This is a genomic window from Thalassobaculum litoreum DSM 18839 (assembly GCF_900102465.1).
Lineage (GTDB): Bacteria > Pseudomonadota > Alphaproteobacteria > Thalassobaculales > Thalassobaculaceae > Thalassobaculum > Thalassobaculum litoreum.
In genome coordinates, this window is the sequence record NZ_FNBW01000001.1 from 257,155 (window position 1) to 282,844 (window position 25,690).

At 65.6% G+C, this 25,690-nt stretch carries 23 protein-coding genes and 3 tRNA genes; 24 read left to right on the forward strand and 2 right to left on the reverse strand.

The window, feature by feature from the left end; genetic code table 11:
- Nucleotides 1-130: 130 nt before the first annotated feature.
- From BLS34_RS01140 to BLS34_RS01185, 10 genes are all read left to right on the forward strand, one after another.
- Nucleotides 131-1,720 carry a peptide chain release factor 3 gene (locus tag BLS34_RS01140; RefSeq protein WP_028794915.1) on the forward strand — a complete coding sequence of 530 codons (1,590 nt, stop codon included), beginning with the start codon at nucleotides 131-133 and terminating at the stop codon, nucleotides 1,718-1,720.
- Between the two features lie 95 nt (nucleotides 1,721-1,815).
- Nucleotides 1,816-3,249 (forward strand): malonyl-CoA decarboxylase domain-containing protein, encoded by a 1,434-nt coding sequence (locus BLS34_RS01145; protein ID WP_093147566.1) that lies wholly within the window; start codon nucleotides 1,816-1,818, stop codon nucleotides 3,247-3,249.
- A gap of 60 nt (nucleotides 3,250-3,309) precedes the next feature.
- Nucleotides 3,310-3,756 carry a GFA family protein gene (locus tag BLS34_RS01150; RefSeq protein WP_093148106.1) on the forward strand — a complete coding sequence of 149 codons (447 nt, stop codon included), beginning with the start codon at nucleotides 3,310-3,312 and terminating at the stop codon, nucleotides 3,754-3,756.
- 87 nt (nucleotides 3,757-3,843) lie between these two features.
- A tRNA-Leu gene (locus BLS34_RS01155) sits at nucleotides 3,844-3,928 on the forward strand.
- Between the two features lie 85 nt (nucleotides 3,929-4,013).
- On the forward strand, nucleotides 4,014-5,594 hold the full coding sequence (tig, locus tag BLS34_RS01160) for a trigger factor (RefSeq protein WP_093147569.1): 1,581 nt from the start codon (nucleotides 4,014-4,016) through the stop codon (nucleotides 5,592-5,594).
- 122 nt (nucleotides 5,595-5,716) lie between these two features.
- The gene (clpP, locus tag BLS34_RS01165) at nucleotides 5,717-6,352 is read left to right on the forward strand and encodes an ATP-dependent Clp endopeptidase proteolytic subunit ClpP (protein ID WP_028794911.1); all 636 of its coding nucleotides are present in this window, start codon (nucleotides 5,717-5,719) and stop codon (nucleotides 6,350-6,352) included.
- 164 nt (nucleotides 6,353-6,516) lie between these two features.
- Nucleotides 6,517-7,794 carry an ATP-dependent Clp protease ATP-binding subunit ClpX gene (clpX, locus tag BLS34_RS01170; protein WP_028794910.1) on the forward strand — a complete coding sequence of 426 codons (1,278 nt, stop codon included), beginning with the start codon at nucleotides 6,517-6,519 and terminating at the stop codon, nucleotides 7,792-7,794.
- A 129-nt stretch (nucleotides 7,795-7,923) separates the two neighbouring features.
- On the forward strand, nucleotides 7,924-10,338 hold the full coding sequence (gene lon / locus BLS34_RS01175; RefSeq protein ID WP_028794909.1) for an endopeptidase La: 2,415 nt from the start codon (nucleotides 7,924-7,926) through the stop codon (nucleotides 10,336-10,338).
- Between the two features lie 239 nt (nucleotides 10,339-10,577).
- Nucleotides 10,578-10,850 carry an HU family DNA-binding protein gene (locus tag BLS34_RS01180; RefSeq protein WP_028794908.1) on the forward strand — a complete coding sequence of 91 codons (273 nt, stop codon included), beginning with the start codon at nucleotides 10,578-10,580 and terminating at the stop codon, nucleotides 10,848-10,850.
- 112 nt (nucleotides 10,851-10,962) lie between these two features.
- A tRNA-Val gene (locus BLS34_RS01185) sits at nucleotides 10,963-11,038 on the forward strand.
- Between the two features lie 27 nt (nucleotides 11,039-11,065).
- Here the strand turns inward: BLS34_RS01185 and BLS34_RS01190 are convergent.
- Nucleotides 11,066-11,776, reverse strand: coding sequence for a DUF2161 family putative PD-(D/E)XK-type phosphodiesterase (locus tag BLS34_RS01190; RefSeq protein ID WP_245701881.1), 711 nt, complete (start codon nucleotides 11,774-11,776; stop codon nucleotides 11,066-11,068).
- Nucleotides 11,777-11,793: 17 nt separating this feature from the next.
- The gene (locus tag BLS34_RS25770; RefSeq protein WP_051244819.1) at nucleotides 11,794-12,219 is read right to left on the reverse strand and encodes a hypothetical protein; all 426 of its coding nucleotides are present in this window, start codon (nucleotides 12,217-12,219) and stop codon (nucleotides 11,794-11,796) included.
- Between the two features lie 280 nt (nucleotides 12,220-12,499).
- Between BLS34_RS25770 and BLS34_RS01195 the strand changes: the two genes are divergently transcribed.
- From BLS34_RS01195 to BLS34_RS01260, 14 genes are all read left to right on the forward strand, one after another.
- Nucleotides 12,500-12,576 (forward strand) — tRNA-Asp (locus BLS34_RS01195).
- Nucleotides 12,577-12,802: 226 nt separating this feature from the next.
- Nucleotides 12,803-13,168, forward strand: coding sequence for an NADH-quinone oxidoreductase subunit A (locus BLS34_RS01200; RefSeq protein ID WP_028794907.1), 366 nt, complete (start codon nucleotides 12,803-12,805; stop codon nucleotides 13,166-13,168).
- Nucleotides 13,159-13,698, forward strand: a complete 540-nt coding sequence (locus BLS34_RS01205; RefSeq protein ID WP_028794906.1) for a NuoB/complex I 20 kDa subunit family protein — start codon at nucleotides 13,159-13,161, stop codon at nucleotides 13,696-13,698. Before BLS34_RS01200 ends, BLS34_RS01205 begins: the two co-directional genes overlap by 10 nt.
- A 65-nt stretch (nucleotides 13,699-13,763) precedes the next feature.
- Nucleotides 13,764-14,402 carry an NADH-quinone oxidoreductase subunit C gene (locus BLS34_RS01210; RefSeq protein WP_028794905.1) on the forward strand — a complete coding sequence of 213 codons (639 nt, stop codon included), beginning with the start codon at nucleotides 13,764-13,766 and terminating at the stop codon, nucleotides 14,400-14,402.
- Nucleotides 14,402-15,580: an NADH-quinone oxidoreductase subunit D gene (locus BLS34_RS01215; RefSeq protein WP_093147571.1), complete on the forward strand. Its 1,179-nt coding sequence runs from the start codon at nucleotides 14,402-14,404 to the stop codon at nucleotides 15,578-15,580. The genes BLS34_RS01210 and BLS34_RS01215 overlap by 1 nt, the downstream gene beginning before the upstream one ends.
- Nucleotides 15,577-16,248 (forward strand): complex I 24 kDa subunit family protein, encoded by a 672-nt coding sequence (locus BLS34_RS01220; protein WP_028794903.1) that lies wholly within the window; start codon nucleotides 15,577-15,579, stop codon nucleotides 16,246-16,248. Before BLS34_RS01215 ends, BLS34_RS01220 begins: the two co-directional genes overlap by 4 nt.
- Nucleotide 16,249: 1 nt before the next feature.
- Nucleotides 16,250-17,554, forward strand: a complete 1,305-nt coding sequence (nuoF, locus tag BLS34_RS01225) for an NADH-quinone oxidoreductase subunit NuoF (protein ID WP_028794902.1) — start codon at nucleotides 16,250-16,252, stop codon at nucleotides 17,552-17,554.
- A 30-nt stretch (nucleotides 17,555-17,584) separates the two neighbouring features.
- The gene (gene nuoG / locus BLS34_RS01230; RefSeq protein WP_093147573.1) at nucleotides 17,585-19,684 is read left to right on the forward strand and encodes an NADH-quinone oxidoreductase subunit NuoG; all 2,100 of its coding nucleotides are present in this window, start codon (nucleotides 17,585-17,587) and stop codon (nucleotides 19,682-19,684) included.
- A gap of 22 nt (nucleotides 19,685-19,706) precedes the next feature.
- Entirely contained in the window at nucleotides 19,707-20,711 is a 1,005-nt protein-coding gene (nuoH, locus tag BLS34_RS01235) for an NADH-quinone oxidoreductase subunit NuoH (RefSeq protein WP_093147576.1), read from the forward strand.
- 20 nt (nucleotides 20,712-20,731) lie between these two features.
- Entirely contained in the window at nucleotides 20,732-21,220 is a 489-nt protein-coding gene (gene nuoI, locus BLS34_RS01240; RefSeq protein ID WP_028794899.1) for an NADH-quinone oxidoreductase subunit NuoI, read from the forward strand.
- A 96-nt stretch (nucleotides 21,221-21,316) separates the two neighbouring features.
- Complete coding sequence (locus BLS34_RS01245; protein WP_028794898.1) at nucleotides 21,317-21,925, forward strand: NADH-quinone oxidoreductase subunit J; 609 nt, start codon at nucleotides 21,317-21,319, stop codon at nucleotides 21,923-21,925.
- 1 nt (nucleotide 21,926) lies between these two features.
- Nucleotides 21,927-22,235: an NADH-quinone oxidoreductase subunit NuoK gene (nuoK, locus tag BLS34_RS01250; RefSeq protein WP_028794897.1), complete on the forward strand. Its 309-nt coding sequence runs from the start codon at nucleotides 21,927-21,929 to the stop codon at nucleotides 22,233-22,235.
- A gap of 4 nt (nucleotides 22,236-22,239) precedes the next feature.
- The gene (gene nuoL / locus BLS34_RS01255; RefSeq protein ID WP_028794896.1) at nucleotides 22,240-24,171 is read left to right on the forward strand and encodes an NADH-quinone oxidoreductase subunit L; all 1,932 of its coding nucleotides are present in this window, start codon (nucleotides 22,240-22,242) and stop codon (nucleotides 24,169-24,171) included.
- A 4-nt stretch (nucleotides 24,172-24,175) separates the two neighbouring features.
- Nucleotides 24,176-25,687: an NADH-quinone oxidoreductase subunit M gene (locus BLS34_RS01260; RefSeq protein ID WP_028794895.1), complete on the forward strand. Its 1,512-nt coding sequence runs from the start codon at nucleotides 24,176-24,178 to the stop codon at nucleotides 25,685-25,687.
- Nucleotides 25,688-25,690: the final 3 nt, after the last annotated feature.

Consider the following 25,690-nt stretch of genomic DNA (forward strand, 5'->3'; position numbering starts at 1 on the left):
AGCGCGCCGTCCAGCCCCACGCCGTTGCGGTCGGCGCCGAGCCTATGCGTGGCGATGGCCGAGCCTTTACTTGATGACAGCCCGCCCGGGGTTTATCTAGCGCCGGTCTCTACACCGAGCGGAAATGTCCATGCCCAGCCTGGCCGAGGAAGTGGACCGGCGCCGCACGTTTGCGATCATCTCGCATCCGGACGCCGGCAAGACGACGCTGACCGAAAAGCTGCTGCTGTTCGGAGGCGCGATCCAGTTGGCCGGCGCGGTCAAGGCCCGCGGCGAGCGCCGGCGTGCGCGCTCGGACTGGATGAAGGTCGAGCAGGAGCGCGGCATCTCGGTGGCGTCCTCGGTGATGACCTACGAATATCTGGGCCGGACCTTCAACCTGCTGGACACGCCGGGCCACGAGGATTTCTCCGAGGACACCTACCGGACCCTGACCGCCGTCGACAGCGCGGTCATGGTGATCGACGCCGCCAAGGGCATCGAGGCGCAGACCCGCAAGCTGTTCGAGGTCTGCCGCCTGCGCGACGTGCCGATCGTCACCTTCGTCAACAAGCTGGACCGCGAGGGCCGGGACCCGTTCGAGCTGCTGGACGAGGTCGAGCAGACCCTGGCCCTCGACGTCACCCCGGCGAGCTGGCCGATCGGCATGGGGCAGCGCTTCAAGGGCTGCTACGACCTGATCCACGACCGGCTGATCCTGGTGGAGCGCGGCAACAACGACCGCCCGGCCGAGGGCATCCAGTGCAACGGTCTGGACGATCCGAAGCTCGACGAGCTGCTGCCGGCCGATCTGGTGACCGAGCTGCGCGAACAGGTGGAGATGGCGCGCGGCCTGTGCCCGGAATTCGACCTGGAGGCGTTCCGACAGGGCACCATGACGCCGGTCTATTTCGGCAGCGCGCTGAACAATTTCGGCGTGCGCGAGCTGCTGGAGGGGGTGGCGGACTACGCGCCCTCGCCGCGCCCGCAGCCGGCGGTCGAGCGCTCGATCTCCCCGGCGGAGGACAAGGTCTCGGCCTTCGTCTTCAAGATCCAGGCGAACATGGACCCCAAGCATCGCGACCGCATCGCCTTCGTGCGGCTCAGCTCCGGCCATTTCAAGCGCGGCATGAAGCTGAAGCACGTGCGCAGCGGCAAGATGATGACCATGCACAACCCGGTGCTGTTCCTCGCCCGCGACCGCGAGGTGGCGGAGGAGGCCTGGCCGGGCGACATCATCGGCATCCCGAACCACGGCAACCTGCGGATCGGCGACACCCTGACCGAGGGCGAGGACCTGCACGTGAAGGGGATCCCCAGCTTCGCCCCGGAACTGCTGCAACGGGTCCGGCCGACGGATCCCATGAAAATGAAACACTTGTCGCGCGCCGTTGAGCAATTGGCTGAAGAAGGTGCCGCCAAGGCTTTCAAGACCCGCCTGGGCAGCCAGTGGATTGTCGGCGTGGTCGGCGCCCTGCAGTTCGAGGTGCTGGCCGACCGCATCCGCACCGAGTACGACGTGCCGGTGACCTTCGAGACCGCGGGTCTTCATACCGCGCGCTGGCTGGCGGCGGACGATCCGGCGGAGCTGAAGAAGTTCATCGACGCCCACCAGGGCGATCTGGCCGAGGACCATGACGGCGACCCGGTCTTCCTGGCCCGCAACGGCTGGCATCTGAACCACACGGCGGAGACCTGGCCGAAGCTGCGGCTGCTGGCCACCAAGGAGCCGGCGACCTGAGCGCTCCGGCGCACCGGATCGGGGCGTCATAAATTCGCATAGCGCCGCGGGTTAAGTGTGTTGTCGGGATTATGGGTTGGAGGCATGCTGCGGCCATGAGCGACGCGACCGTTGAAAGTTTTCTCGACCGGACCCTGCGCAACCTCCGCGGTGCGTGGGAGGACATCTCCGTCTCCACCCGCCACTACTGGACCGGCGCGCCGCGCCCGGACCTGCCGACCGACGATCTTGAGAAGATCCGGGGCCAGATGTCGGACTGCCTGTCGGACAAGGGCGGCGAGGTCACGGCCCGGGTTCGGGCCGCCGATCTGGGCCGGTCCTATCTGTCCCTGAACCAGACCGGACGCCATCGCTTCCTGTCGCTGCTGGCGACCGAGTTCGGCGCCGACCACGTGGCGGTCGACACCGCCATCGCCAAGCTGCGCGAGGCCAAGGACGAGGAAGGCCGCCGACGGGCCGAACGGTCCCTGCGGACGGCGCTGGTTCCGCGCTGGCGCACCCTGCTGCGGCGCTTCACCGCCCTGCCGGAAGGGGTGAAGTTCCTGGTCGACCTGCGCGCCGAACTCATCCCCTTCGCCCGCGAGACACCGGAACTGGCCGATCTCGACGGCGACCTGAAGGATCTGCTGGCCGCCTGGTTCGACGTCGGGCTGCTGGAGATGAAGCGCATCACCTGGAGCGCGCCGGCCGCCCTGCTGGAGAAGCTGATCGCCTACGAGGCGGTGCACGCCATCCGCTCCTGGGAGGATCTGAAGAACCGCCTGGACAGCGACCGCCGCTGCTTCGCGTTCTTCCATCCCAACATGCCGGACGAGCCGCTGATCTTCGTCGAGGTCGCGCTGGTCAGCGGCATGTCGGACAACGTCCAGACCCTGCTCGACGAGGACGCGCCGTCCAGCGATCCGAGGAACGCCGACGCCGCGATCTTCTATTCGATCTCCAACGCCCAGCGCGGGCTGGCCGGGATCAGCTTCGGCAACTTCCTGATCAAGCGCGTCGTCGACGTGCTGAAGAACGAGATGCCGAACCTGAAGACCTTCGCCACCCTGTCGCCGATTCCGGGCTACCGCCGCTGGCTCAATGCCCGGCTGGAGGAGGGCGAGGGGCTGTCGCTGACCGCATCCGAGCGCAAGGCCCTGGTCCAGGTGCTGGAGCCGGGCAAGGACGTGTCCGATCTCGACCTGATCAGGGCCGGCCTGGGCGTCGACGGCTGGTGGGACGACGAGGGACTGTCGGAGGCGCTGAAAGGCCCGCTGATGCGCGGTGCGGCACGCTACCTGACGACGGAGAAGCGGCGGAGCGGCAGCGGCGCCGGCGACCCGGTGGCGCATTTCCACCTGTCGAACGGCGCGCGCATGGAACGGCTGAACTGGCTGGGCGACCGCTCGGCCAACGGCTTCCGCCAGTCCTGCGGCATGATGATCAACTACCTCTACCGACTGGCCGATATCGACGACAACCACGAGGCCTATACCGATGACGGGCGCATCGCCCAGTCCTCGCAGATCCGCAGCCTGTCCAAGGGCTGATTTCCGCCCAGGGGCCGATCTGCGCCCACGGACCGGCGCCCCCGGCGGCGGGTGGGCGCGGTGAGGGACCTGTCTGGCCAGTGTCTGTGCGGAGCGGTCCGCTATCTGGTCGCCGATGGTTTTTCCTACGCCGCCAACTGCCACTGCGGCGATTGCCGGCGGGCGACAGGTTCGGCCTTCAAGCCCTTCGCCGGGATCGAGCGCGAGCGGTTGCGCCTGGTCGGCGGCACGGCGATGGTCATGGTCTACGGCGATACCGACGGTGCGGGACAGGCGGGCGACGTCCACTGCCGGACCTGCGGCTCCCTGTTGTTTTCGATCGTGCGCGACGGCGCCTGGGTGCATGTCGCCATGGGCACGCTGACCGACGCGCCCTCGATCCGTCCGGACAGGCACATCTTCGTCGCCTCCAAGGCGCCCTGGTACGCCATCACCGACGATCTGCCCCGATATCGCGGCCATGCGGTCGCCGGCGGCCCGGACATGCCGGCCGAACAGGGCGGCTAGGCGCGCGGCGGTTACCCGGGCACGGTTGACGCCGCCCCCGCCGTCATATAGCAGTGCGCGTCCCCAATGTGGGCGCGTTTGCCCGGCGCGGGTGTGGTGGAATTGGTAGACACGCTGGATTTAGGTTCCAGTGGCGCAAGCCATGGGGGTTCAAGTCCCTCCACCCGCACCATGCGGCCAGGACGCGCGGCCCGGCGGGGAAGAGACACACTGGCCCACGCCACGAAAATGGCCCTGTTCGAGCGGGATTTTTCCTTATGCAAGTGAACGAAACCCTCAACGAGGGACTGACGCGCGAATTCACCATCACCATTCCGGCCGCGGACCTGGACGCCGAGCTGAACGGCCGTCTGGTCGAGCTCGCGCCGCAGGTGAACATGCCCGGCTTCCGTCCGGGCAAGGTGCCGCCGGCACTGCTGCGTCAGCGCTACGGCGACTCGCTGCTCGGCGAGGTGATCGAGAAGTCGGTCAACGAGAGCTCCCAGCGCGCCCTGGACGAGCGTGACCTGCGTCCGGCCTCCCAGCCGAACGTGGAGATCACCTCCTACGAGAAGGGCAAGGACCTGGAGTACAAGCTCTCGGTCGAGCTGATGCCGGAGATCGAGACCGTCGATTTCTCCACCCTGGAGCTGGAGCGGGTGGTCGCCGAGCCGAGCGACGACGACATCAACGACGCGCTGAAGCGCATGTCCGAGGGTCAGAAGGAGTCGGCGCCGATCGAGGAGGCCCGCCCGGCCGCCAATGGCGACGTCGTGGTCATCGACTTCGTCGGCAAGATCGACGGCGAGCCGTTCGACGGCGGTGCCGCCCAGGACCACCACCTGGAACTCGGCTCCAACACCTTCATTCCGGGCTTCGAGGAGCAGCTCGTCGGCGCGAATGCCGGCGACGAGAAGGCGGTCACCGTCAGCTTCCCGGAGGACTACCAGGCCTCGCACCTGGCCGGTAAGGAAGCCGTGTTCGACGTCACGCTTAAGGAGATCCGCGAGCCGAAGCCGGTCGAAATCGACGACGCCTTCGCCCAGCGCTTTGGTCTGGACTCGCTGGACGCCCTGAAAGAGGCGATCGGCGAGCAGATGAAGGGCGAGTACCTGACCGCCACGCGCACCCGCATGAAGCGTCAGCTCCTCGACATCCTGGCCGATAAGCACTCCTTCGAGGTGCCGCCGAAGATGGTCGAGGAGGAGTACAAGGGCATCGTCCACCAGGTCGTCCACCATTCCGAGGGCGAAGCGGGCCATGATCACGATCACGATCATGACCACGACCATGATCACGACCACGACCATGATCATGACCACGGGCATGACCACGATCACGCGCATGATCACGACGCCGGCCACGACGCCGACGAGAAGAAGCTCAGCGAGGAGGACCGCGCCGAGTACCGCGGCATCGCCGAGCGCCGCGTGCGCCTGGGCCTGCTGCTCTCCGAGGTCGGCCGCCAGAACAACATCCAGGTGACCGACGAGGAAGTCTCCCGCGCGATCCAGGAGCAGGCCGCCCGATTCCCGGGGCAGGAGCGGTTCGTCTTCGACTACTACCAGAAGAACCCGCAGGCCCTGGCCCAGGTCCGCGCCCCGCTGTTCGAGGACAAGGTCGTCGACTTCGTGGTCGAGATGGCCAAGGTCACCGACAAGACCGTGACCGCCGAGGAACTGTTCCGCGATCCGGACGCCGAGGACGAGGCCGCGGAGAAGGCGGACGACGCCGAGAAGAAGCCGGCGAAGAAGAAGGCCGCGGCCAAGCCGAAGGCCGCTTCCTCGAAGGCCAAGACGGCGTCGAAGTCGAAGAAGAAGGCGGACGATTCCGACGCCGAGGCGGATTCCGACGCCTGAGTGGAGAGCGCCGGCAACCGACGCACTGGTGCCGGCGCTTCCGACGACCCATATTAGCGGGGCGTGATAGTTAAAGGGGCTGGGCAAGAGCCCGCGACCAACCGGACGAAGGAAGAGGCACTATGGCCAACCCGGCCGAAATCTACATGAACTCCCTGGTGCCGATGGTGGTCGAACAGACCAACCGCGGCGAGCGCGCGTACGATATCTACTCGCGCCTGCTCAAGGAGCGGATCATCTTCGTGATGGGCCCGGTGAACGATGCGGTCGCCAGCGTGGTCTGCGCCCAGCTGCTGTTCCTGGAGGCGGAGAACCCGACGAAGGACATCTCCATGTACATTAACTCGCCGGGCGGCGTGGTGACCTCCGGCCTGGCGATGTACGACACCATGGAGTACATCCGTCCCGACGTGTCCACGGTCTGCATCGGCCAGGCGGCCTCCATGGGCTCGCTGCTGCTGACCGCCGGTGCGACGGGCAAGCGCTACGCGCTGCCGAACGCCCGGATCATGGTCCATCAGCCGTCCGGCGGCTTCCAGGGTCAGGCGACGGATATCGAGATCCACGCCCGCGAGATCCTGTCGGTGCGTTCGCGTCTGAACGAGATCTACGTGAAGCACACGGGCCAGAAACTGGACGATATCGAGAAGGCCATGGAGCGTGACAACTTCATGACCCCGGAGGCCGCGAAGGGCTTTGGCATCATCGACGAGGTGATCGAGAAGCGCGCGAGTCCCGTGGAAGACGGCGCGGACTGACGGGTCCCGTTTGTCCTTCCGATCCGAAAAGTCGAATCCGGTTTCTCGCGGTATACCGTCGGTAAAGGGTTTTTTACTGATGGCGTGGGATATTTCGCATTGTGACTATGCGGGCCGGGTGGCTAACATAGAACCGATGGAACAGGTAAACAGGGCCGAGAACCATGAGCAAATCTGGTAGCGGCAGCGGCTCCAGCGAGTCCAAGAACACCCTCTACTGCTCCTTCTGCGGAAAGAGTCAGCACGAGGTCCGCAAGCTTATCGCGGGCCCGACGGTGTTCATCTGCGACGAGTGTGTCGAGCTGTGCATGGACATCATCCGCGAGGAACACAAGACCACGCTGGTGAAGTCCCGCGACGGCGTGCCCACCCCCCAGGACATCTGCACGGTACTGGACGATTACGTCATCGGCCAATACACGGCGAAGCGCATCCTGTCGGTGGCGGTGCATAACCACTACAAGCGGCTGGCCCACGGGGCGAAGAACAACGATGTCGAGCTGGCGAAGTCCAACATTCTGCTGATCGGCCCGACGGGCTGCGGCAAGACCCTGCTGGCGCAGACCCTGGCCCGGATCATCGACGTTCCGTTCACGATGGCCGACGCGACCACGCTGACCGAGGCCGGGTATGTCGGCGAGGATGTCGAGAACATCATTCTCAAGCTGCTGCAATCCGCCGACTACAACGTGGAGCGGGCGCAGCGCGGCATCGTCTATATCGACGAGGTCGACAAGATAAGCCGCAAGTCGGACAACCCCTCGATCACCCGCGACGTGTCGGGCGAGGGCGTGCAGCAGGCGCTGCTGAAGATCATGGAAGGCACGGTCGCCAGCGTGCCGCCCCAGGGCGGCCGCAAGCATCCGCAGCAGGAGTTCCTGCAGGTGGACACGACCAACATCCTGTTCATCTGCGGCGGCGCCTTCGCCGGGCTGGAGAAGATCATCTCCAACCGCTCCAAGGGCTCGTCCATCGGCTTCGGCGCCGATGTCCGCGCGCCGGACGACCGCCGCACCGGCGAGATCCTGCGCGGGGTCGAACCGGAGGATCTGCTGAAGTTCGGTCTCATTCCCGAGTTCGTCGGCCGTCTGCCGGTCATCGCGACCCTGGAGGACCTGGACGAAGAGGCGCTGATCGAGATACTCACCAAGCCGAAGAACGCCCTGGTCAAGCAGTACCAGCGGCTGTTCGAGATGGAGGACGTGAAGCTCGAGTTCCGCGAGGACGCCCTGACGGCCATCGCCAAGAAGGCGATCGAGCGCAAGACCGGTGCCCGCGGCCTGCGGTCGATCATGGAGAGCATTCTGCTCGATCCGATGTACGACCTGCCGGGGGCCGACGACGTCGAGGAGATCATCATCAACGGTGATGTCGTCGCGTCCGGGGCCAAGCCGATCTTCGTCCATGGCGAACGCCGAGAGGATGCAAACGCGGGCGCGTGACCGAGAAGCCTTGATCCTCGGGGGTCCGCGCGCCACCTAATGTCCTCGTGCGCAGGGTTCATCCCCCGCCCTGTGTGACGCCAACGCATTTTCGTCACGGGGGAGGCGCTTATATCGAGGCCAATTGACGTGACCGCAGGAAACGAGGTCTATCCCGTCCTCCCGCTTCGGGACATCGTGGTGTTCCCGCACATGATCGTGCCGCTCTTCGTGGGGCGCGACAAGTCGGTGCGGGCCCTCGAGGACGTCATGCAGGACGACAAGAAGATCCTGCTCGTAACTCAGCGCAATGCCGCTGACGACGATCCCGCACCGGGCGACATCTACGACATCGGCACCATCGGGACGGTGTTGCAGCTGCTGAAACTGCCGGACGGCACCGTGAAGGTGCTGGTCGAGGGCGGTCAGCGCGCAAAGATCCACCGCTACACCTCCACCGTCGCCTTCTTCGAGGCCGAGGCGGAGACGATCGAAGAGGATGCCGGCGACGAACAGGAAGTCGAAGCCCTGTCCCGCGCGGTGGTCGGTCAGTTCGAGCAGTACATCAAGCTGAACAAGAAGATCCCGCCGGAAGTACTTGTTTCCGTTAACCAGATCGAGGAGCCGGCGAAGCTCGCCGATACGGTCGCCTCGCATCTGGCGCTGAAGATCTCGGACAAGCAGGAGCTGCTGGAAAGCGCCGGCGTGATGGACCGGCTGGAGCGGGTCTACGGCTTCATGGAAGGCGAGATCGGCGTTCTCCAGGTGGAGAAGCGCATCCGCACCCGCGTGAAGCGGCAGATGGAGAAGACCCAGCGCGAGTACTATCTGAATGAGCAGATGAAGGCCATTCAGAAGGAGCTGGGCGAGACCGACGACGGCCGCGACGACCTGGCCGAGCTGGAAGAGCAGATCCACAAGACGAAGCTCTCCAAGGAGGCCAAGGACAAGGCGCTGCAGGAGTTCAAGAAGCTCCGCAACATGAGCCCGATGTCCGCCGAGGCGACGGTGGTGCGCAACTACCTCGACTGGCTGGTCAACATCCCCTGGAAGAAGCGCTCCAAGGTGAAGAAGGACATCTCCCACGCCGAGGTCGTGCTCGATGCCGACCATTACGGCCTGGAGAAGGTCAAGGAACGAATCCTGGAGTATCTCGCCGTGCAGGCCCGGGTCGGCAAGGTGAAGGGCCCGATCCTGTGTCTGGTCGGCCCGCCGGGCGTCGGCAAGACCTCGCTCGGCAAGTCGATCGCCAAGGCGACCGGCCGCAACTTCGTGCGCATGTCGCTCGGCGGCGTGCGGGACGAGGCGGAGATCCGCGGCCACCGGCGCACCTACATAGGGGCGCTGCCGGGCAAGGTCATCCAGGGCATGAAGAAGGCCAAGACCTCGAACCCGCTGTTCCTGCTCGACGAGATCGACAAGCTCGGCCAGGACTACCGGGGCGATCCGTCCTCGGCCCTGCTCGAGGTGCTCGATCCGGAGCAGAACAACAGCTTCCAGGACCACTATCTGGAGGTCGATTACGACCTGTCGGACGTGATGTTCGTGACCACGGCGAACACGCTGCGGATGCCGCAGCCGCTGCTCGACCGCATGGAGGTCATCCGGCTCTCGGGCTACACCGAGGACGAGAAGGTCCAGATCGCCCGCCGCCACCTGATCGAGAAGCAGATCGCCGATCACGGCCTGCGCAAGGGTGAGTGGACGATCTCCGACGAGGCCCTGTACGACCTGATCCGCTACTACACCCGCGAGGCGGGCGTGCGGAACCTGGAGCGCGAGCTGGCCAACCTGGCCCGCAAGGCGGTCAAGGAGATCGTGCAGAACGGCAAGAAGCGGGTCGCCGTCACGCCGAAGAACCTGGACAAGTACGCCGGTGTGCGCCGCTACCGCTATGGCGAGGTCGAGGAGACCGACCTGGTGGGCGTCACCACAGGTCTGGCCTGGACCGAGGTCGGCGGCGAGCTGCTGTCGATCGAGGCGCTGACCCTCCCGGGTAAGGGCAAGGTCACGTCAACGGGCAAGCTCGGCGATGTGATGAAGGAGTCGGTCCAGGCGGCCGAGTCGTTCGTGAAATCGCGCTCGCTGACCTTCGGAATCCAGCCCAAGGTCATCGAATCCCGCGACATCCACGTGCACGTTCCGGAAGGGGCGACCCCCAAGGACGGTCCGTCGGCCGGCGTGGCCATGGTCACCTCCATCGTTTCGGTGCTGACCGGCATTCCGGTGCGCCGCGACGTGGCGATGACCGGCGAGATCACGCTGCGCGGTCGGGTGCTGCCGATCGGCGGGTTGAAGGAGAAGCTTCTGGCCGCCCTGCGCGGTGGTCTGAAGACCGTCCTGATCCCGCGCGACAACGAGAAGGACCTCGCGGAGATTCCGGATAACGTCAAGAAGGGTATGAAGATTATCCCCGTGGGGACGGTCGACGAGGTGATCGGGCACGCCCTGACTTCGCAGCCGGTTCCGATCGACCCGGCGACCTTGGATCCGGACAAGGCGGGCATCGAAAGCCTGTCCAAACCGGCCAAGCCCGAAGGGGTCGAAGGTGTGGTAACGCACTGACATCCTTTCACTTCCCTATATGCTTCTCCGGCCGCTCACTCAGTGCAGCGGCCGGTTGCATTCAGGGGGCGAAGTGATGATCTTGCTTTGAAGTCAAGCTCGAAAACCGCAGAAAACCTTGAATTCTGGTCCTCACGAACGTTGACGGACACAGAATGAGCGGCATAGAGTCTGGGCCGCTAACGTCGCCCAGACGACGCCATTTATGATTTACCCAGCCACATTGGGGGGCTCCTAAAGTGAACAAGAATGATCTCATTGCTCAGGTCGCCGAGGCGGCCGATCTCTCCAAGTCCGACGCGGCCAAGGCTGTTGACGCAGTGTTCGACTCCATCACTGGCGTTCTGAAGTCCGGCGGGGATGTCCGTCTTGTCGGGTTTGGTACTTTCTCCGTGGCGGCCCGTGCCGCCAGCGAGGGCCGCAACCCGCGCACCGGTGAAAAGATCAGCATCCCGGCTTCCAAGCTGCCCAAGTTCAAGCCGGGCAAGGGTCTGAAGGACGCCGTCAACTAACGCGGTTTCCTGGAGTACTAAGCGCCAGCCTTCCCTGGAAGGCTGGCGTTTTCTTTTCCGGCTCGCCCCCGAGCTGTGCCAAAGTCGGGGCGAAGTCGGATCATCTCTTTGGGGGCGGTTAGCTCAGCTGGGAGAGCGAGCGGTTTACACCCGCTAGGTCGGCGGTTCGAACCCGTCACCGCCCACCATCCATCCGGACAGTTTCGGGATCTTGATCAGGCTGCGGCGTGTTCCGCGGCCTTGAGCCGTTCGACCCGTTCGCGGTGCGCCGCCATGCCGAGCACGGTGAGCCGGTACGTGCCCCGGGATACCCGCTCGAACCAGCCGTAATGGTTCTTCTGCAGGATCGCCGCCGCGCGCGCGACCCCGGCGGTGTCGCGAATCGCTTTGACCGGTTGCGGGCCGGAGGCCAGGGCCTCGGCGCAGCGAATCGCATCCTGACGATAGGCGGTGACGATCGTGCGCCGGGTCACCCCGCCCAGGTTCGGGTCGCCGACCCGCTTGGAGAACTCCGTGGCCAGCCGGTGATGCGCCTTGCGGTCGCGCCGCGGCTTGTAGGGGCGGGGATCGACCACGATCTCCACGGCGCGCTCCGGCCGGGCGGCGGGGTCCACCAGCATCAGGCCCAGTTCCAGGCGGCGGCAGAGCCGCAGCAGGGCCCGCCTGCGGCCGCGCCAGTTCTTGCGTTTGGCCGGTGTGTCGGGGGCCGGGACCGCCAGATAGACGTCGTCGCTGAGCCGCTGGCGGCTGATTCCTTGCAGGACCAGGTCGAGGGAAAAGGCGGTCTTCAACTCGACCACCAGGGGCGGGGTGTCCGGGTCGGGCAGGCGGGCGACCACGTCGCAGCCCGTCACTTCCGCCTTCACCTCATAGCCGCGCGCCTCCAGGAACCGCTTCACCGGCAGATAGAGATCGGATTCCTTCACCGTCCGGCCCCTCCGGCTCAGATCCGGGTGCGGCGCAGGATGGCGTAGTTGTACATCGTCTGCAGCTCGCCCCGGGCCGAGGGGGTGAGCCGGCCGCCCTTGATGGCGTCGGCGAGCCGGCGGATGTCCCGCTTGGCGTCGACCGAGACATTCCCGCTGGCCAGCAGCAGGTCGTACATCTGCTGCGGCGTCGCCTGACCCAGGGGCGGGGGACCGACTGTCTCCGGATCCACGGGAGCGGCGGCGTCGGCTTCCTCCGGCGCATTGGCGCGCACCGGCAGCAGCTTGCGGGGCAGCAGGATGTCGCTCCAGGCCAGCCCATGGGCGTTGAGCAGCCGGTTGATCGCTGTGGTCGCGTTCAGAACCTCGCCGTCGCTGTCGCTGCCCAGCATGTTGATCAGCTTCAGAAGGCGCTCGTAGTCGCCGGCATTCATCTGGTCCAAGGCGGCCCTCCCAGGGCGTCTTCACGCTACCTTAACAGTTTAGCGCCTTTTGCCGGGAAGGGGGACCGTGCCCGCGGGCCTCGCCGCGCCTGCGGCTCGGGGGGAACGTTGAGGCCCGGACCGGCAGGAACCCTTGGGATGCGCCAGGGCCCGATGGCCGGGCCGCAAAAACCGTCAAAAAAGCGCAGCGAGGGTTGTTGACAGCCCCCGGGGTAGCGAGTACACCACGCGCCTCGACGCCGGGCGGCACACCCTTCGAACCGCCCCGACGTCTCCCGGAGGGGGTGTAGCTCAGTTGGTTAGAGCGCTGGCCTGTCACGCCAGAGGCCGCGGGTTCGAGTCCCGTCACTCCCGCCACTCTTCGACATTGCGACGACGTCGGAACGTTCCCCTCCCGGGGAGCTGTCGCCATGCGCGAACGGCCGTTCCGCGCGCTTAGGCCGCGCCCTGAAATCGACCAACGGCCTTCCGAAACGGGTTGCACCGCACTATAGTCCGCCGCATTGTGCGGTGCGCGACCGGACCCGGTTTCGGATCGCTGGAAAACGGCACTAAAGCCGTAGAGATAAAAGGGGACTTCCCCATGAACGCCATGTTGACCGAATACCTGCCTATCCTGGTGTTCCTGGTGATCGCGATCGGACTTTCCGCTGTCATGGTGGCGGCCTCGTTCGTCATCGGTCACCAGCGGCCCGATTCCGAAAAGCTCTCCGCCTATGAGTGCGGATTCGAGGCTTTCGATGATTCGCGCCGGCAGTTCGACGTGCGGTTCTATCTGGTCGCCATCCTGTTCATCATCTTCGACCTCGAAGTGGCCTTCCTGTTCCCCTGGGCGGTCTCGCTCGGCGATATCGGGCTGTTCGGCTTCTGGTCGATGATGGCGTTCCTCGGGGTGCTGACGATCGGATTCGTCTACGAGTGGAAGAAGGGAGCCCTGGAATGGGAGTGATGCAGTCCGACCGTCCGGTGCCGGCAGGCGCCGACCAGGACGCGGTCCTGTCCGCCGTCGGCGACGAGCTCCAGGAGAAGGGTTTCGTCGTCGCCCAGGCCGACAAGCTGTTCAACTGGGCCCGCACCGGGTCGCTGTGGCCGATGACCTTCGGTCTGGCCTGCTGCGCCGTTGAGATGATGCACACCGCGGCCAGCCGCTACGACCTGGACCGCTTCGGCATCATCTTCCGGCCGTCGCCGCGCCAGTCCGACGTAATGATCGTCGCCGGCACGCTGACCAACAAGATGGCGCCGGCCCTGCGCAAGGTCTACGACCAGATGGCCGAGCCGCGCTGGGTGATCTCGATGGGCTCCTGCGCCAATGGCGGCGGGTACTACCACTATTCCTATTCCGTCGTGCGCGGCTGCGACCGGATCGTGCCGGTCGACATCTACGTGCCGGGCTGTCCGCCGACGGCCGAGGCGCTGCTGTACGGTGTGATGCAGCTCCAGCGCAAAATCCGCCGCACGGCGACGATCGCCCGCTGATCGCGGGTTCTGGGACAAGTCGGCGGGCTGCCGCCGCTAACAGCGAGGACGGGGCGAGCGACGACATGGAGACGGCGACGCCAAATGAGACGGCTTCCGCGCTCAAGGAGCTGGCGGGCTATATCGAGGCCCAGCTCGGGAGCGACGTGAGCGAGGTGGCGATCAGCAAGGGCGAGCTTTCGCTGCGCTGCGCGTCCAACAACCTCATCAAGGTCCTGACCTTCCTGCGCGACGACACCCAGTGCCAGTTCAAGGCGCTGATGGACGTGTGCGGCGTCGACCATCCGGAGCGCGAGCCCCGGTTCGACGTGGTCTACAACCTGCTTTCGATCAGCCAGAACACGCGCGTCCGGCTGAAGACCGCGACCGACGAGAACACCCCGGTGCCGTCGGCGACCGCGGTCTTCCATTCCGCCAACTGGTGGGAGCGCGAGGCCTGGGACATGTACGGCATCTTCTTCGCCGATCACCCGGACCTGCGCCGGATCCTCACCGACTACGGGTTCGAGGGGCATCCGATGCGCAAGGACTTCCCGCTGACCGGTTATGTCGAGGTCCGCTACGACGACGAGCAGAAGCGGGTCGTGTACGAGCCTGTGAAGCTGGTCCAGGAGTTCCGCAATTTCGACTTCCTGAGCCCGTGGGAAGGCGCGCAGTCGTTGCTCCCGGGCGACGAAAAGGCCGAGGAAGAGGCGGCGAGCTGATGGCCGAATCGCAGATCAAACCGCTCACCATGAATTTCGGGCCGCAGCACCCCGCGGCCCACGGCGTGCTGCGCCTGGTGCTGGAGATGGACGGCGAGGTGGTCGAGCGCGCCGATCCGCATATCGGCCTGCTGCACCGCGGCACCGAGAAGCTGATCGAGTACAAGACCTACCTTCAGGCGGTGCCGTATTTCGACCGGCTCGATTACGTCGCGCCGATGAACCAGGAGCATGCCTATGCCCTGGCCGTCGAGAAGCTGCTGGGGCTGGAGGTGCCGAAGCGCGGCCAGTACATCCGCGTGCTCTACGCCGAGATTGGCCGGCTGCTGAACCACCTGCTGAACATCACAACCTTTGCGCTCGATGTCGGCGCCATGACGCCGCTGCTCTGGGGCTTCGAGGAGCGCGAGAAGCTCATGGAGTTCTACGAGCGGGCCTCCGGCGCGCGTCTGCATGCGGCGTATTTCCGTCCCGGCGGCGTGCACCAGGATCTTCCGGCAGGCCTGCTGGAGGACATCAAGGCCTGGGCCGACAGGTTCCCGGCCTTCATCGACGACCTTGAAAGCCTGCTGACCAACAACCGGATCTTCAAGCAGCGCACCGTGGATATCGGCGTGGTGACCCGCGCCGAGGCCCTGGATCTGGGCTTCTCCGGTCCGGTGCTGCGCGGGGCGGGGGCGGCCTGGGATCTGCGCACGGCGCAGCCGTACGATTCCTACGAGGATTTCGACTTCGACATCCCCATCGGCAAGACCGGCGACTGTTATGCGCGCTACCTGGTCCGCATCGAGGAGATGCGCCAGTCGCTGAAGATCATCCACCAGGCCATCGACAAGATGCCGGACGGGCCGGTCAAGGCGCTGGACCGCAAGGTGACGCCGCCGAAACGCGGCGAGATGAAGCGCTCGATGGAAGCGCTGATCCACCACTTCAAGCTCTATACCGAGGGCTATCACGTCCCCGCCGGCGAGACCTACACGGCGGTCGAGGCGCCGAAGGGCGAGTTCGGCGTGTTCCTGATGTCCGACGGATCCAACAAACCGTATCGCTGCAAGATCCGCGCGCCGGGATTCGCCTTCCTGGCCGCCATGGACTTCCTGGGACGCGGACACATGCTGGCGGACACGGTGGCGATCATCGGATCGCTGGACATCGTGTTCGGGGAGATCGACCGATGAGCACCAAACCGATCGCCGAGGCCCATCTCCAGCCGGACAGCTTCGAGTGGACTGCGGAGAGCAAGGCCACGATCGAGGAGATCGTCGCCAAGTACCCCGCCGGTCGCCAGGCCAGCGCGGTGATCCCGCTGCTCGACCTGGCCCAGCGCCAGCACGACAACTGGATCCCGCTGAAGGCGATGGACACCATCGCCGCCACGCTGGACATGCCGCGTATCCGGGTGATGGAGGTCGCGACCTTCTACACGATGTTCAACCTCGCCCCGGTGGGGAAGTGGTTCCTGCAGGCCTGCACCACGACCCCGTGCTGGCTGCGCGGGTCGGACGACGTGATGCGCTGCATCAAGGACAAGCTCGGCCTGTCGAAGAACTACACCACCACGGCGGACGGTCAGTTCACCCTGCTCGAGGTCGAGTGCCTCGGTGTCTGCGCCAACGCGCCGGTCGTGCAGGTGAACGACGATGTCTACGAGGACCTGGACTACGAGCTGACGGCGAAGCTGATCGACGACCTGAAGGCCGGCAAGGCCCCCGAGGTCGGTTCGATGCTGGGCCGCAAGGGCTCGATGTCCAAGGACGGTCCGACCTCGCTGGTCTCGCTGAAGGACAGCGACGGGGTACCGCCCTGGTTCGCCGAGAAACAGGCCTCTGCCGGCGGAGACGACTGAGATGCTGAAGGACGACGATCGCATCTTCACCAACCTCTACGGTTGGTTCGACCCGAGCCTTGCCGGCGCGCGCAAGCGCGGCGACTGGTCCAACACCAAGGAGATCCTGTCGATGTCCCCGGAGGACGTCGTCGAGGTGATCAAGGCCTCCGGCCTGCGCGGCCGTGGCGGCGCGGGTTTCCCGACCGGCCTGAAGTGGTCCTTCATGCCGAAGGAGGTGAAGGACAAGCCGCATTACCTCGTGGTCAACGCCGACGAGTCGGAGCCCGGCACCTGCAAGGACCGGGAGATCATGCGCCACGATCCGCACAAGCTGATCGAAGGCTGCGTGGTCGGCGGCTACGCCATGCGGGCCAAGGCCGCCTACATCTATATCCGCGGCGAGTTCTACAATGAGGCCGTGGCGCTGCAGCGCGCCATCGACGAGGCGTATGACGCCGGTCTGATCGGCAAGAACGCCTGCGGCTCGGGCTACGATTTCGACGTGGTCCTGCACCGCGGCGCCGGCGCCTATATCTGCGGCGAGGAGACCGCGCTGCTGGAGTCGCTGGAGGGCAAGAAGGGCCAGCCGCGTCTGAAGCCGCCGTTCCCGGCCGGCGTCGGCCTGTACGGCTGCCCGACCACGGTGAACAACGTCGAGTCGATCGCGGTCACGCCGACGATCATGCGGCGCGGGGCCGAGTGGTTCGCCGCCATCGGCCGGCCGAAGAATTCCGGGCCGAAGATCTTCTCGATCTCCGGGCACGTGAACAATCCGTGCAACGTCGAGGAAGAGCTCGGCATTCCGCTCAAGGAACTGATCGAGAAGCATGCCGGCGGTGTGATCGGCGGCTGGGACAACCTGCTGGCGGTGATCCCGGGCGGCTCCTCGGTGCCGCTGATGCCGAAATCGACCTGCGACGAGATCCTCATGGACTTCGATTCGCTGCGCGAGGTCCGTTCGGGCCTCGGCACCGCGGCGGTCATCGTCATGAACAAGCAGACCGACGTGGTGAAGGCGATCGCCCGGCTGAGCGCCTTCTACAAGCATGAGAGCTGCGGCCAGTGCACCCCGTGCCGCGAGGGCACCGGCTGGATGTACCGGGTGATGGAGCGCATGGTCCGCGGCGAGGCGGATGTCGACGAGATCGACACGCTGGAGGAGGTGACCCGCCAGGTGGAGGGTCACACGATCTGCGCATTGGGTGACGCGGCCGCGTGGCCGATCCAGGGCCTGATCCGGCATTTCCGCCCGGAGATGGAACGTCGGATCGCGGCGCATAAGGCGGGCGAGCCGGTGACGGCGACCGCCCAGGCCGCCGAGTAACGGCCAGGAACGGTCGGGAGAGAGGGCACGATGCCGAAGCTGACAGTCGACGGAATTGAGGTCGAGGTCCCCCAGGGAGCCACCGTTCTGCAGGCCTGCGAGGCCGCGGGCGCCGAGGTGCCGCGCTTCTGCTTCCACGACCGCCTGTCGGTCGCGGGCAACTGCCGCATGTGCCTGGTGGAGATGGAGAAGGCGCCGAAGCCGATCGCGTCCTGCGCCTTTCCGGCCGGCGACGGCATGGTGATCCACACCCAGTCCGACGTCGCCCGCAAGGCCCAGAAGGGCACGATGGAATTCCTGCTGATCAACCACCCGCTGGATTGCCCGATCTGCGACCAGGGCGGCGAGTGCGACCTGCAGGACCAGGCCATGGGCTACGGCTACCACTCGACGCGCTACGACGAGAACAAGCGCGCGGTGACCGACAAGTACATGGGCCCGCTGGTCAAGACGATCATGACCCGCTGCATCCACTGCACCCGCTGCGTGCGGTTCTCGACCGAGATCGCCGGCGTGACCGACATGGGCATGCTGAACCGCGGCGAGGACGCCGAGATCACCACCTATCTGGAGAAGGCGCTCGACAGCGAGCTGTCGGCCAACGTCATCGACCTGTGCCCGGTCGGCGCGCTGACCTCCAAGCCCTACGCCTTCGTCGCCCGCCCGTGGGAGTTGAAGAAGACCGAGAGCGTCGACGTGATGGACGCGGTCGGCTCCAACATCCGAGTCGACGCCCGCGGCGCCGAAGTGCTGCGCGTGCTGCCGCGGCTGCATGAGGACGTCAACGAGGAGTGGATCTCCGACAAGACCCGCTATGCCTGCGACGGCCTGAAGCGCCAGCGCCTGGACCGGCCCTATGTCCGCAAGGACGGCAAGCTGCAGCCGGCGAGCTGGCCGGAGGCCTTTGCCGCCGTGGCCGGTGCGATGAAGGGGCTGAAGGGCGACCAGATGGCCGCCATCGCCGGCGACACCGTGGATGCCGAGTCGATGTACGCGCTGAAGCGCCTGATGGGCGATCTGGGCAGCGCCAATATCGACTGCCGCCAGGACGGCGCGAAGATCGGCGGGGGTGCCCGCTCGGGCCACCTGTTCAACACCACGATCGCCGGGATCGAAGAGGCCGACGCCATCCTGCTGGTCGGCACCAACCCGCGCTGGGAAGCGGCGCTGGTCAACGCCCGCATCCGCAAGCGCTGGATGGCGGCGCCGGTCGCCATCGGCCTGATCGGCGCGCCGGTCGACCTGACCTACGATTACGAGCACCTGGGTGCGGGTCCGAAGACCCTGGCCGAGGTCGCCGACGGCAGCCACGCCTTCGCCAAGGTGCTGAAGGATGCCAAGCGGCCGATGATCGTCGTCGGCATGGGCGCGCTGACCCGCGAGGACGGTGCCGCCGTGCTCGCCGCCGCCCGCAAGATAGCCGACGACACCGGCATGGTGATCGCCGCCTCCAAGGACGACGAGGGCACCGAGATCCCGGCCTGGAACGGTTTCAACGTGCTGCACACCGCCGCCTCGCGGGTCGCGGGCCTGGACATGGGCTTCCTGCCGGGCGAGGGCGGCCGCGACGTGGCCGGCATCGTCGAGGGTGCCAAGTCGGGCGCGGTGAAGCTGGTCTATCTGCTGGCCGCCGACGAGGTGGCGAGCGAGTTCGGCGACGCCTTCGTGGTCTATCAGGGCCATCACGGCGACAACGGTGCCCATGGCGCCGACGTGATCCTGCCGGGGGCCGCCTATACCGAGAAGGACGGGCTCTACGCCAATACCGAGGGCCGGATCCAGATGGGCGTGGCCGCGACCTTCCCGCCGGGCGAGGCGCGCGAGGATTGGAAGATCCTGCGGGCGCTGTCCGAGGCGGTCGGCAAGACGCTGCCCTTCACCACGCTGGAGGACGTCCGCGTGGCCCTGCGCAAGGATTTCCCGACCTTCGCCGCGATCGACACGATCGAGCCGGCGGAATGGGGACCGTTCGGCGCCGCCGGCGCGACCGATGACACGCCGTTTGCGTATCCGGTCGATAACTTCTACATGACCGACCCGATCAGCCGCGCGTCGAAGACGATGGCCGAGTGCACGGAAGCCTTCGTGCTGCCGAAGCGCGCCGGCGCGGCGACCGGAACGGACGGATGAGCGGCGGGGCAGGGCGCGGGTAATGGAGTTCATCGATACATACGTGATCCCGGGCGCGATCATCGTCGCCCAGATCATGGCCTTGGTGGTGCCGCTGCTGGTGGCGGTGGCCTACCTGACCTTCTTCGAACGCAAGGTGATCGGCGCGATCCAGCTGCGCAAAGGGCCGAACGTGGTCGGGCCGTTCGGTCTGTTCCAGCCGTTCGCCGACGCGCTGAAGCTGCTGTCGAAGGAGACCATCCTGCCGGCGGGCGCCAACAAGATCATCTTCCTGCTGGCCCCGATGCTGACCTTCATCCTCAGCCTGATCGCCTGGGCGGTGATCCCGTTCGACAAGGGAATGGTGCTGGCCGACATCAATGTCGGCGTGCTGTATCTGTTCGCGGTCAGTTCGCTGGGCGTCTATGGCGTCATCATGTCGGGCTGGGCCTCGAACTCGAAATACGCCTTCCTCGGCGCCCTGCGCTCGGCGGCGCAGATGGTTTCCTACGAGGTCTCCATCGGCTTTGTGATCATTACCGTGCTGCTCTGCGTCGGCTCGCTGAACCTGACCGCCATCGTCGAGGCGCAGCGCACCGTGTGGTTCGCGATCCCGCTGCTGCCGATGTTCGTGGTGTTCTTCATCTCCGCGCTGGCGGAGACCAACCGGGCGCCGTTCGACCTGCCGGAAGGCGAGTCGGAGCTGGTCGCCGGTTACTTCGTCGAATATTCGTCGATGAGCTTCGCGCTGTTCTTCCTCGGCGAATACGCCAACATGATCCTGATGAGCGGCATCACCGTGGTGCTGTTCCTGGGCGGCTGGCTGGCGCCGTTCGACATCGCCCCGTTCAATTGGGTCCCGGGACCGATCTGGTTCATCCTGAAGATCTCCCTGGTCCTGTTCGTCTTCTTGTGGGTCCGCGCCACGTTCCCGCGCTATCGCTACGACCAGCTCATGCGTCTCGGTTGGAAGGTCTTCCTGCCGCTGTCGCTGCTGTGGGTGGTGATCACGGCCGGCGTGCTGGTGACCTTCGACTGGGTTCCGTGAGGAAAGGAAGAGGCTGAGCCATGGCTTCCGTCCAATACCGCGCCAAGAGCATGCTGCTGACCGAGCTGGTCGGCGGGCTGGCGCTGACGCTGAAGTACTTCTTCCGTCCCAAGGTGACGCTGAACTACCCCTATGAGAAGGGGCCGCTCAGCCCGCGCTTCCGGGGCGAGCACGCGCTGCGCCGCTATCCGAACGGCGAGGAGCGCTGCATCGCGTGCAAGCTGTGCGAGGCGATCTGCCCGGCCCAGGCCATCACCATCGAGGCCGAGCCGCGCGCCGACGGGTCGCGCCGCACGACGCGCTACGACATCGACATGACGAAGTGCATCTACTGCGGCTTCTGCCAGGAAGCCTGCCCGGTGGACGCCATCGTCGAGGGACCGAATTTCGAATTCTCGACGGAGACCCGCGAGGAGCTGTTCTACAACAAGGACAGGCTGCTCGCGAACGGCGACCGCTGGGAAGTCGAGATCAGCCGGAACCTGACGGCCGATGCGCCCTATCGCTGACGGCGCATCGCATAACTTAGGTATCGGTTTAGAAATACGGGATAACCGGTTGAATTTAATCGGTGACGGGTCGAAAGACCGGGGAAAGGGATCGGCATGGCTCTACAGGCCTTAGTCTTCTACCTGTTCGCCTTCGTGGCGGTCGCATCGGGCGTGATGGTCGTCACATCGCGCAATCCGGTGCATTCGGTGCTGTTCCTGATCCTGGCCTTCTTCAATGCCGCCGGTCTCTTCGTCCTGATGGGCGCGGAGTTCCTGGCGATGATCCTGGTCGTCGTCTATGTCGGCGCCGTCGCGGTGCTGTTCCTGTTCGTGGTGATGATGCTCGACATCAACTTCGTCGAGCTGCGCCAGGGCTTCGCGCGCTACCTGCCGATCGGCGGCCTGATCGGCCTGGTGCTGCTGGCCGAGCTGATCCTGATCGTCGGCGTGTGGAGCTTCGCGCCTGAGGTCGCCGTCGTGGCCGCCTCGCCGATCCCGCAGGATGTCACCAACACCGAGGCGCTCGGCCAGGTGATCTACACCCACTACGTCCTGGCCTTTCAGACCGCCGGCATCGTGCTGCTGGTCGCCATGATCGGCGCCATCGTGCTGACCCTGCGCCAGCGTCCCGGCGTCAAGCGCCAGTCGATCGACAAGCAGAACCTGCGCCGTCCGGAGGATGTCGTCGAGGTCGTCAAGGTGACCCGCGGGGGAGGGGTCTGAGATGGAAATCGCTCTGGGCCATTACCTCACGGTCGCCGCGATCCTGTTCACCCTGGGGATCTTCGGCATTTTCCTGAACCGGAAGAACGTGATCATCATCCTGATGTCGGTCGAGCTCATGCTGCTGGCCGTCAACATCAACTTCGTGGCGTTCTCGACGCATCTCGGCGACCTGGTGGGCCAGGTCTTCGCGGTGTTCGTGCTGACGGTCGCCGCGGCCGAGGCGGCCATCGGCCTTGCCATCCTTGTGGTGTTCTTCCGCAACCGCGGCTCCATCGCGGTCGACGACATCAATCTGATGAAGGGCTGAGCCGATGTACGCCGCCATCGTCTTTCTTCCGCTCATCGGCGCCCTGATCGCCGGCTTCGGGAACAAGAAACTGGGGGACCGCGGCGCGCAGATCGTGACCTGCGGCGCCATGCTCACCTCCGCGGTCCTCGGCATCGTCGCCTTCTGGGAAGTCGCCCTGCAGGGCAACGCCCAGACCGTGGAGCTCTTCACCTGGATCGACAGCGGCAGCTTCGAGGCGAGCTGGGCGCTGCGCTGGGACACGCTGACCGCTGTCATGGTGATCGTGGTCACCGTCGTGTCGTCCTGCGTCCACGTCTATTCCGTCGGCTATATGAGCCACGATCCGTCGATCCCGCGGTTCATGGCGTATCTGTCGTTCTTCACCTTCGCCATGCTGATGCTGGTGACCTCGGACAACCTGATCCAGATGTTCTTCGGCTGGGAGGGTGTGGGTGTCGCCTCGTATCTGCTGATCGGCTTCTGGTACGACCGGCCCTCGGCCAACGCCGCCGCGATCAAGGCCTTCGTGGTCAACCGCGTCGGCGATTTCGGCTTCGCGCTCGGCATCTTCGGCTGTTTCCTGCTGTTCGACGCGGTGAGTTTCGACGCGATCTTCGCCGCCGCCCCGGAAATGGCCGGCACCACCTTCGGCTTCCTGTGGTGGGAGGAGGTCGACGCCCTGACGGTGATCGCCATCCTGCTGTTCATCGGCGCCATGGGTAAGTCGGCCCAGCTCGGCCTGCACACCTGGCTGCCGGACGCCATGGAAGGCCCGACCCCGGTCTCCGCCCTGATCCACGCCGCCACCATGGTGACCGCCGGCGTGTTCCTGGTCGCGCGCATGTCGCCGCTGTTCGAATACGCCCCGACCGCCCTGGTCGTCGTCACCGTCGTCGGTGCTGCCACCGCTTTCTTCGCGGCGACGGTCGGCACCACCCAGAACGACATCAAGCGGGTCATCGCCTATTCGACCTGTTCGCAGCTCGGCTACATGTTCTTCGCGCTCGGCGTGTCGGCCTATCCGGCGGCGATCTTCCACCTGATGACCCACGCCTTCTTCAAGGCGCTGCTGTTCCTGTCGGCCGGTTCGGTGATCCACGCCCTGCACGACGAGCAGGACATGCGCAACATGGGCGGCATCTGGCGCAAGATCCCCTGGACCTACGCCATGTTCTGGATCGGCTCCCTGGCGCTGGCCGGCATCCCGTTCTTCGCCGGCTACTACTCCAAGGACATGATCCTGGAGTCCGCCTTCGCGGCCCATACCGGGGCCGGGCAGTTCGCCTTCTGGGCCGGCATCGTCGCCGCCCTGCTGACCGCGTTCTATTCCTGGCGCCTGCTGTTCATGACCTTCCACGGCAAGCCGCGGATGGATCAGCACACCTTCGACCATGCCCATGAGTCGCCGCCGGTCATGCTGGTTCCGCTGATCGTGCTGGCGATCGGCGCGGTGTTCAGCGGCTTCATCGGCTACGAGTATTTCGTCGGCCACGAGATGGACGCGTTCTGGGGCTCGGCCATCAAGGTGCTGGAAGAGAACAACGTGATCGAGGCGGCGCATCACTCGCCGACCTGGGTCAAGCTGCTGCCCCTGGTGGTCGGCGTCATCGGCATCGGCGCGGCCTATGTGGCCTACATCCTGAACCCGGGCATCCCGGCGAAGGTCACCAGCGCGATCCGTCCGGTCTACCTGTTCCTGCTGAACAAGTGGTACTTCGACGAGCTTTACGACTGGCTGTTCGTCAAGCGCTCCTGGCAGGCTGGCCTGATGTTCTGGAAGACCGGCGACGGCACCATCATCAACGGGTTCGGTCCGGACGGCGTGAGCGCCATGACCCGCTGGTGCGCGGGGCAGGTGGCCCGACTGCAGACCGGTTACCTCTATCACTACGCATTCGCCATGCTGATCGGTGTCGTGGCGCTGGTCTCCTGGTACCTGGCCTTCGGGGGTTGAGCTGATGCTCGAACAATGGCTTCTGACGATCGTGACGTTCGGCCCCCTGCTCGGGGTGGCGTTCATTCTGACGGTCCGCGGCACCCCGGAGCAGGTCGCGAGCTCCTCGCGCTGGCTGGCCCTGGTGGCGTCGGGCTCGGTGTTTCTGATCTCGCTGCTGATCCTGACCTATTTCGATCCCCAGTCGGCTGAGTTCCAGCTGGTCCAGAAGGTCGACTGGATCCCGGGCTCGTCGATCGCCTATCACATGGGCGTGGACGGCATCTCGGTCTGGTTCGTGCTGCTGTCGACCCTGCTGACGCCGATCTGCATCCTGGCGAGCTGGGAAGCGGTGCAGAAGCGGGTGCGCGAGTACATGATCGCCTTCCTGGTCCTTGAGACCATGATGGTGGGCATGTTCTGCGCCCTGGACATCTTCCTGTTCTACATCTTCTTCGAAGCCGTCCTGATCCCGATGTTCCTGATCATCGGCGTGTGGGGCGGGGCGCGTAGGGTCTACGCGGCCTTCAAGTTCTTCCTGTACACGCTGGCCGGCTCCGTCCTGATGATGCTGGCGATCCTGGCGATGTACTGGCAGGCCGGCACCACCGACATCCCGACGCTGATGGCGACCCGCTTCCTGCCGGAGCTGCAGACCTGGCTGTGGCTGGCCTTCTTCGCCTCCTTCGCGGTGAAGGTACCGATGTGGCCGGTGCATACCTGGCTGCCGGACGCCCACGTGGAGGCGCCGACCGCCGGCTCCGTGATCCTGGCCGGCGTGCTGCTGAAGATGGGCGGTTACGGCTTCCTGCGCTTCTCGATCCCGATGTTCCCGGAGGCCTCGGCCGATTTCGCGCCGCTGGTCTACACGCTGAGCGTGGTGGCGGTGATCTACACCTCGCTGGTGGCGCTGGTGCAGCAGGACATGAAGAAGCTGATCGCCTATTCGTCGGTCGCCCATATGGGCTTCGTGACCGTCGGCATGTTCACCATGACCACCCAGGGCGTCGAGGGCTCGATCTTCCAGATGCTGTCCCACGGCATCGTGTCGGGCGCGCTGTTCCTGTGCGTCGGCGTGGTCTACGACCGCATGCACACCCGCGAGATCGACGCCTATGGCGGTCTGGCGCAGAACATGCCGCGCTACGCCCTGATCTTCATGCTGTTCATGATGGCCTCGGTCGGCCTGCCGGGCACCTCGGGCTTCGTCGGCGAGCTGCTGATCCTGGCCGGCGCCTTCCAGGTCAACACCTGGCTCGCGGCCTTCACGGCGACCGGCCTGATCCTGGGCGCGGCCTACATGCTCTACCTCTACCGCCGGGTCATCTTCGGCAAGCTGGAGAAAGAGCAGCTCAAGGCGCTGCTGGATCTCAGCCCGCGGGAGATCGCGGTCTTCGCGCCGCTGGTCATCCTGGTGCTGTGGATGGGCATCTATCCTTCGACCTTCACCGACCTGATGTCGGCCTCGGTGGAGAACCTGATCACGAATTACAAGGTGGCGCTCGGCGAAGCCGGCACCGCCCTGGCGGCCCGTTAAGAC

Excerpts from the sequence above, each read along its gene's own strand:
- BLS34_RS01260 (WP_028794895.1), top strand. The coding sequence starts at position 24,176 with ATGCTCGAACAATGGCTTCTGACGATCGTGACGTTCGGCCCCCTGCTC.
- BLS34_RS01200 (WP_028794907.1), top strand. The coding sequence starts at position 12,803 with ATGAACGCCATGTTGACCGAATACCTGCCTATCCTGGTGTTCCTGGTG.
- nuoL (WP_028794896.1), top strand. The coding sequence starts at position 22,240 with ATGTACGCCGCCATCGTCTTTCTTCCGCTCATCGGCGCCCTGATCGCC.
- BLS34_RS01140 (WP_028794915.1), top strand. The coding sequence starts at position 131 with ATGCCCAGCCTGGCCGAGGAAGTGGACCGGCGCCGCACGTTTGCGATC.
- nuoF (WP_028794902.1), top strand. The coding sequence starts at position 16,250 with ATGCTGAAGGACGACGATCGCATCTTCACCAACCTCTACGGTTGGTTC.
- nuoK (WP_028794897.1), top strand. The coding sequence starts at position 21,927 with ATGGAAATCGCTCTGGGCCATTACCTCACGGTCGCCGCGATCCTGTTC.
- nuoH (WP_093147576.1), top strand. The coding sequence starts at position 19,707 with ATGGAGTTCATCGATACATACGTGATCCCGGGCGCGATCATCGTCGCC.
- clpX (WP_028794910.1), top strand. The coding sequence starts at position 6,517 with ATGAGCAAATCTGGTAGCGGCAGCGGCTCCAGCGAGTCCAAGAACACC.
- BLS34_RS01245 (WP_028794898.1), top strand. The coding sequence starts at position 21,317 with ATGGCTCTACAGGCCTTAGTCTTCTACCTGTTCGCCTTCGTGGCGGTC.
- clpP (WP_028794911.1), top strand. The coding sequence starts at position 5,717 with ATGGCCAACCCGGCCGAAATCTACATGAACTCCCTGGTGCCGATGGTG.
- tig (WP_093147569.1), top strand. The coding sequence starts at position 4,014 with ATGCAAGTGAACGAAACCCTCAACGAGGGACTGACGCGCGAATTCACC.
- nuoG (WP_093147573.1), top strand. The coding sequence starts at position 17,585 with ATGCCGAAGCTGACAGTCGACGGAATTGAGGTCGAGGTCCCCCAGGGA.
- BLS34_RS01210 (WP_028794905.1), top strand. The coding sequence starts at position 13,764 with ATGGAGACGGCGACGCCAAATGAGACGGCTTCCGCGCTCAAGGAGCTG.
- BLS34_RS01205 (WP_028794906.1), top strand. The coding sequence starts at position 13,159 with ATGGGAGTGATGCAGTCCGACCGTCCGGTGCCGGCAGGCGCCGACCAG.
- nuoI (WP_028794899.1), top strand. The coding sequence starts at position 20,732 with ATGGCTTCCGTCCAATACCGCGCCAAGAGCATGCTGCTGACCGAGCTG.
- BLS34_RS01145 (WP_093147566.1), top strand. The coding sequence starts at position 1,816 with ATGAGCGACGCGACCGTTGAAAGTTTTCTCGACCGGACCCTGCGCAAC.
- BLS34_RS01215 (WP_093147571.1), top strand. The coding sequence starts at position 14,402 with ATGGCCGAATCGCAGATCAAACCGCTCACCATGAATTTCGGGCCGCAG.
- BLS34_RS01220 (WP_028794903.1), top strand. The coding sequence starts at position 15,577 with ATGAGCACCAAACCGATCGCCGAGGCCCATCTCCAGCCGGACAGCTTC.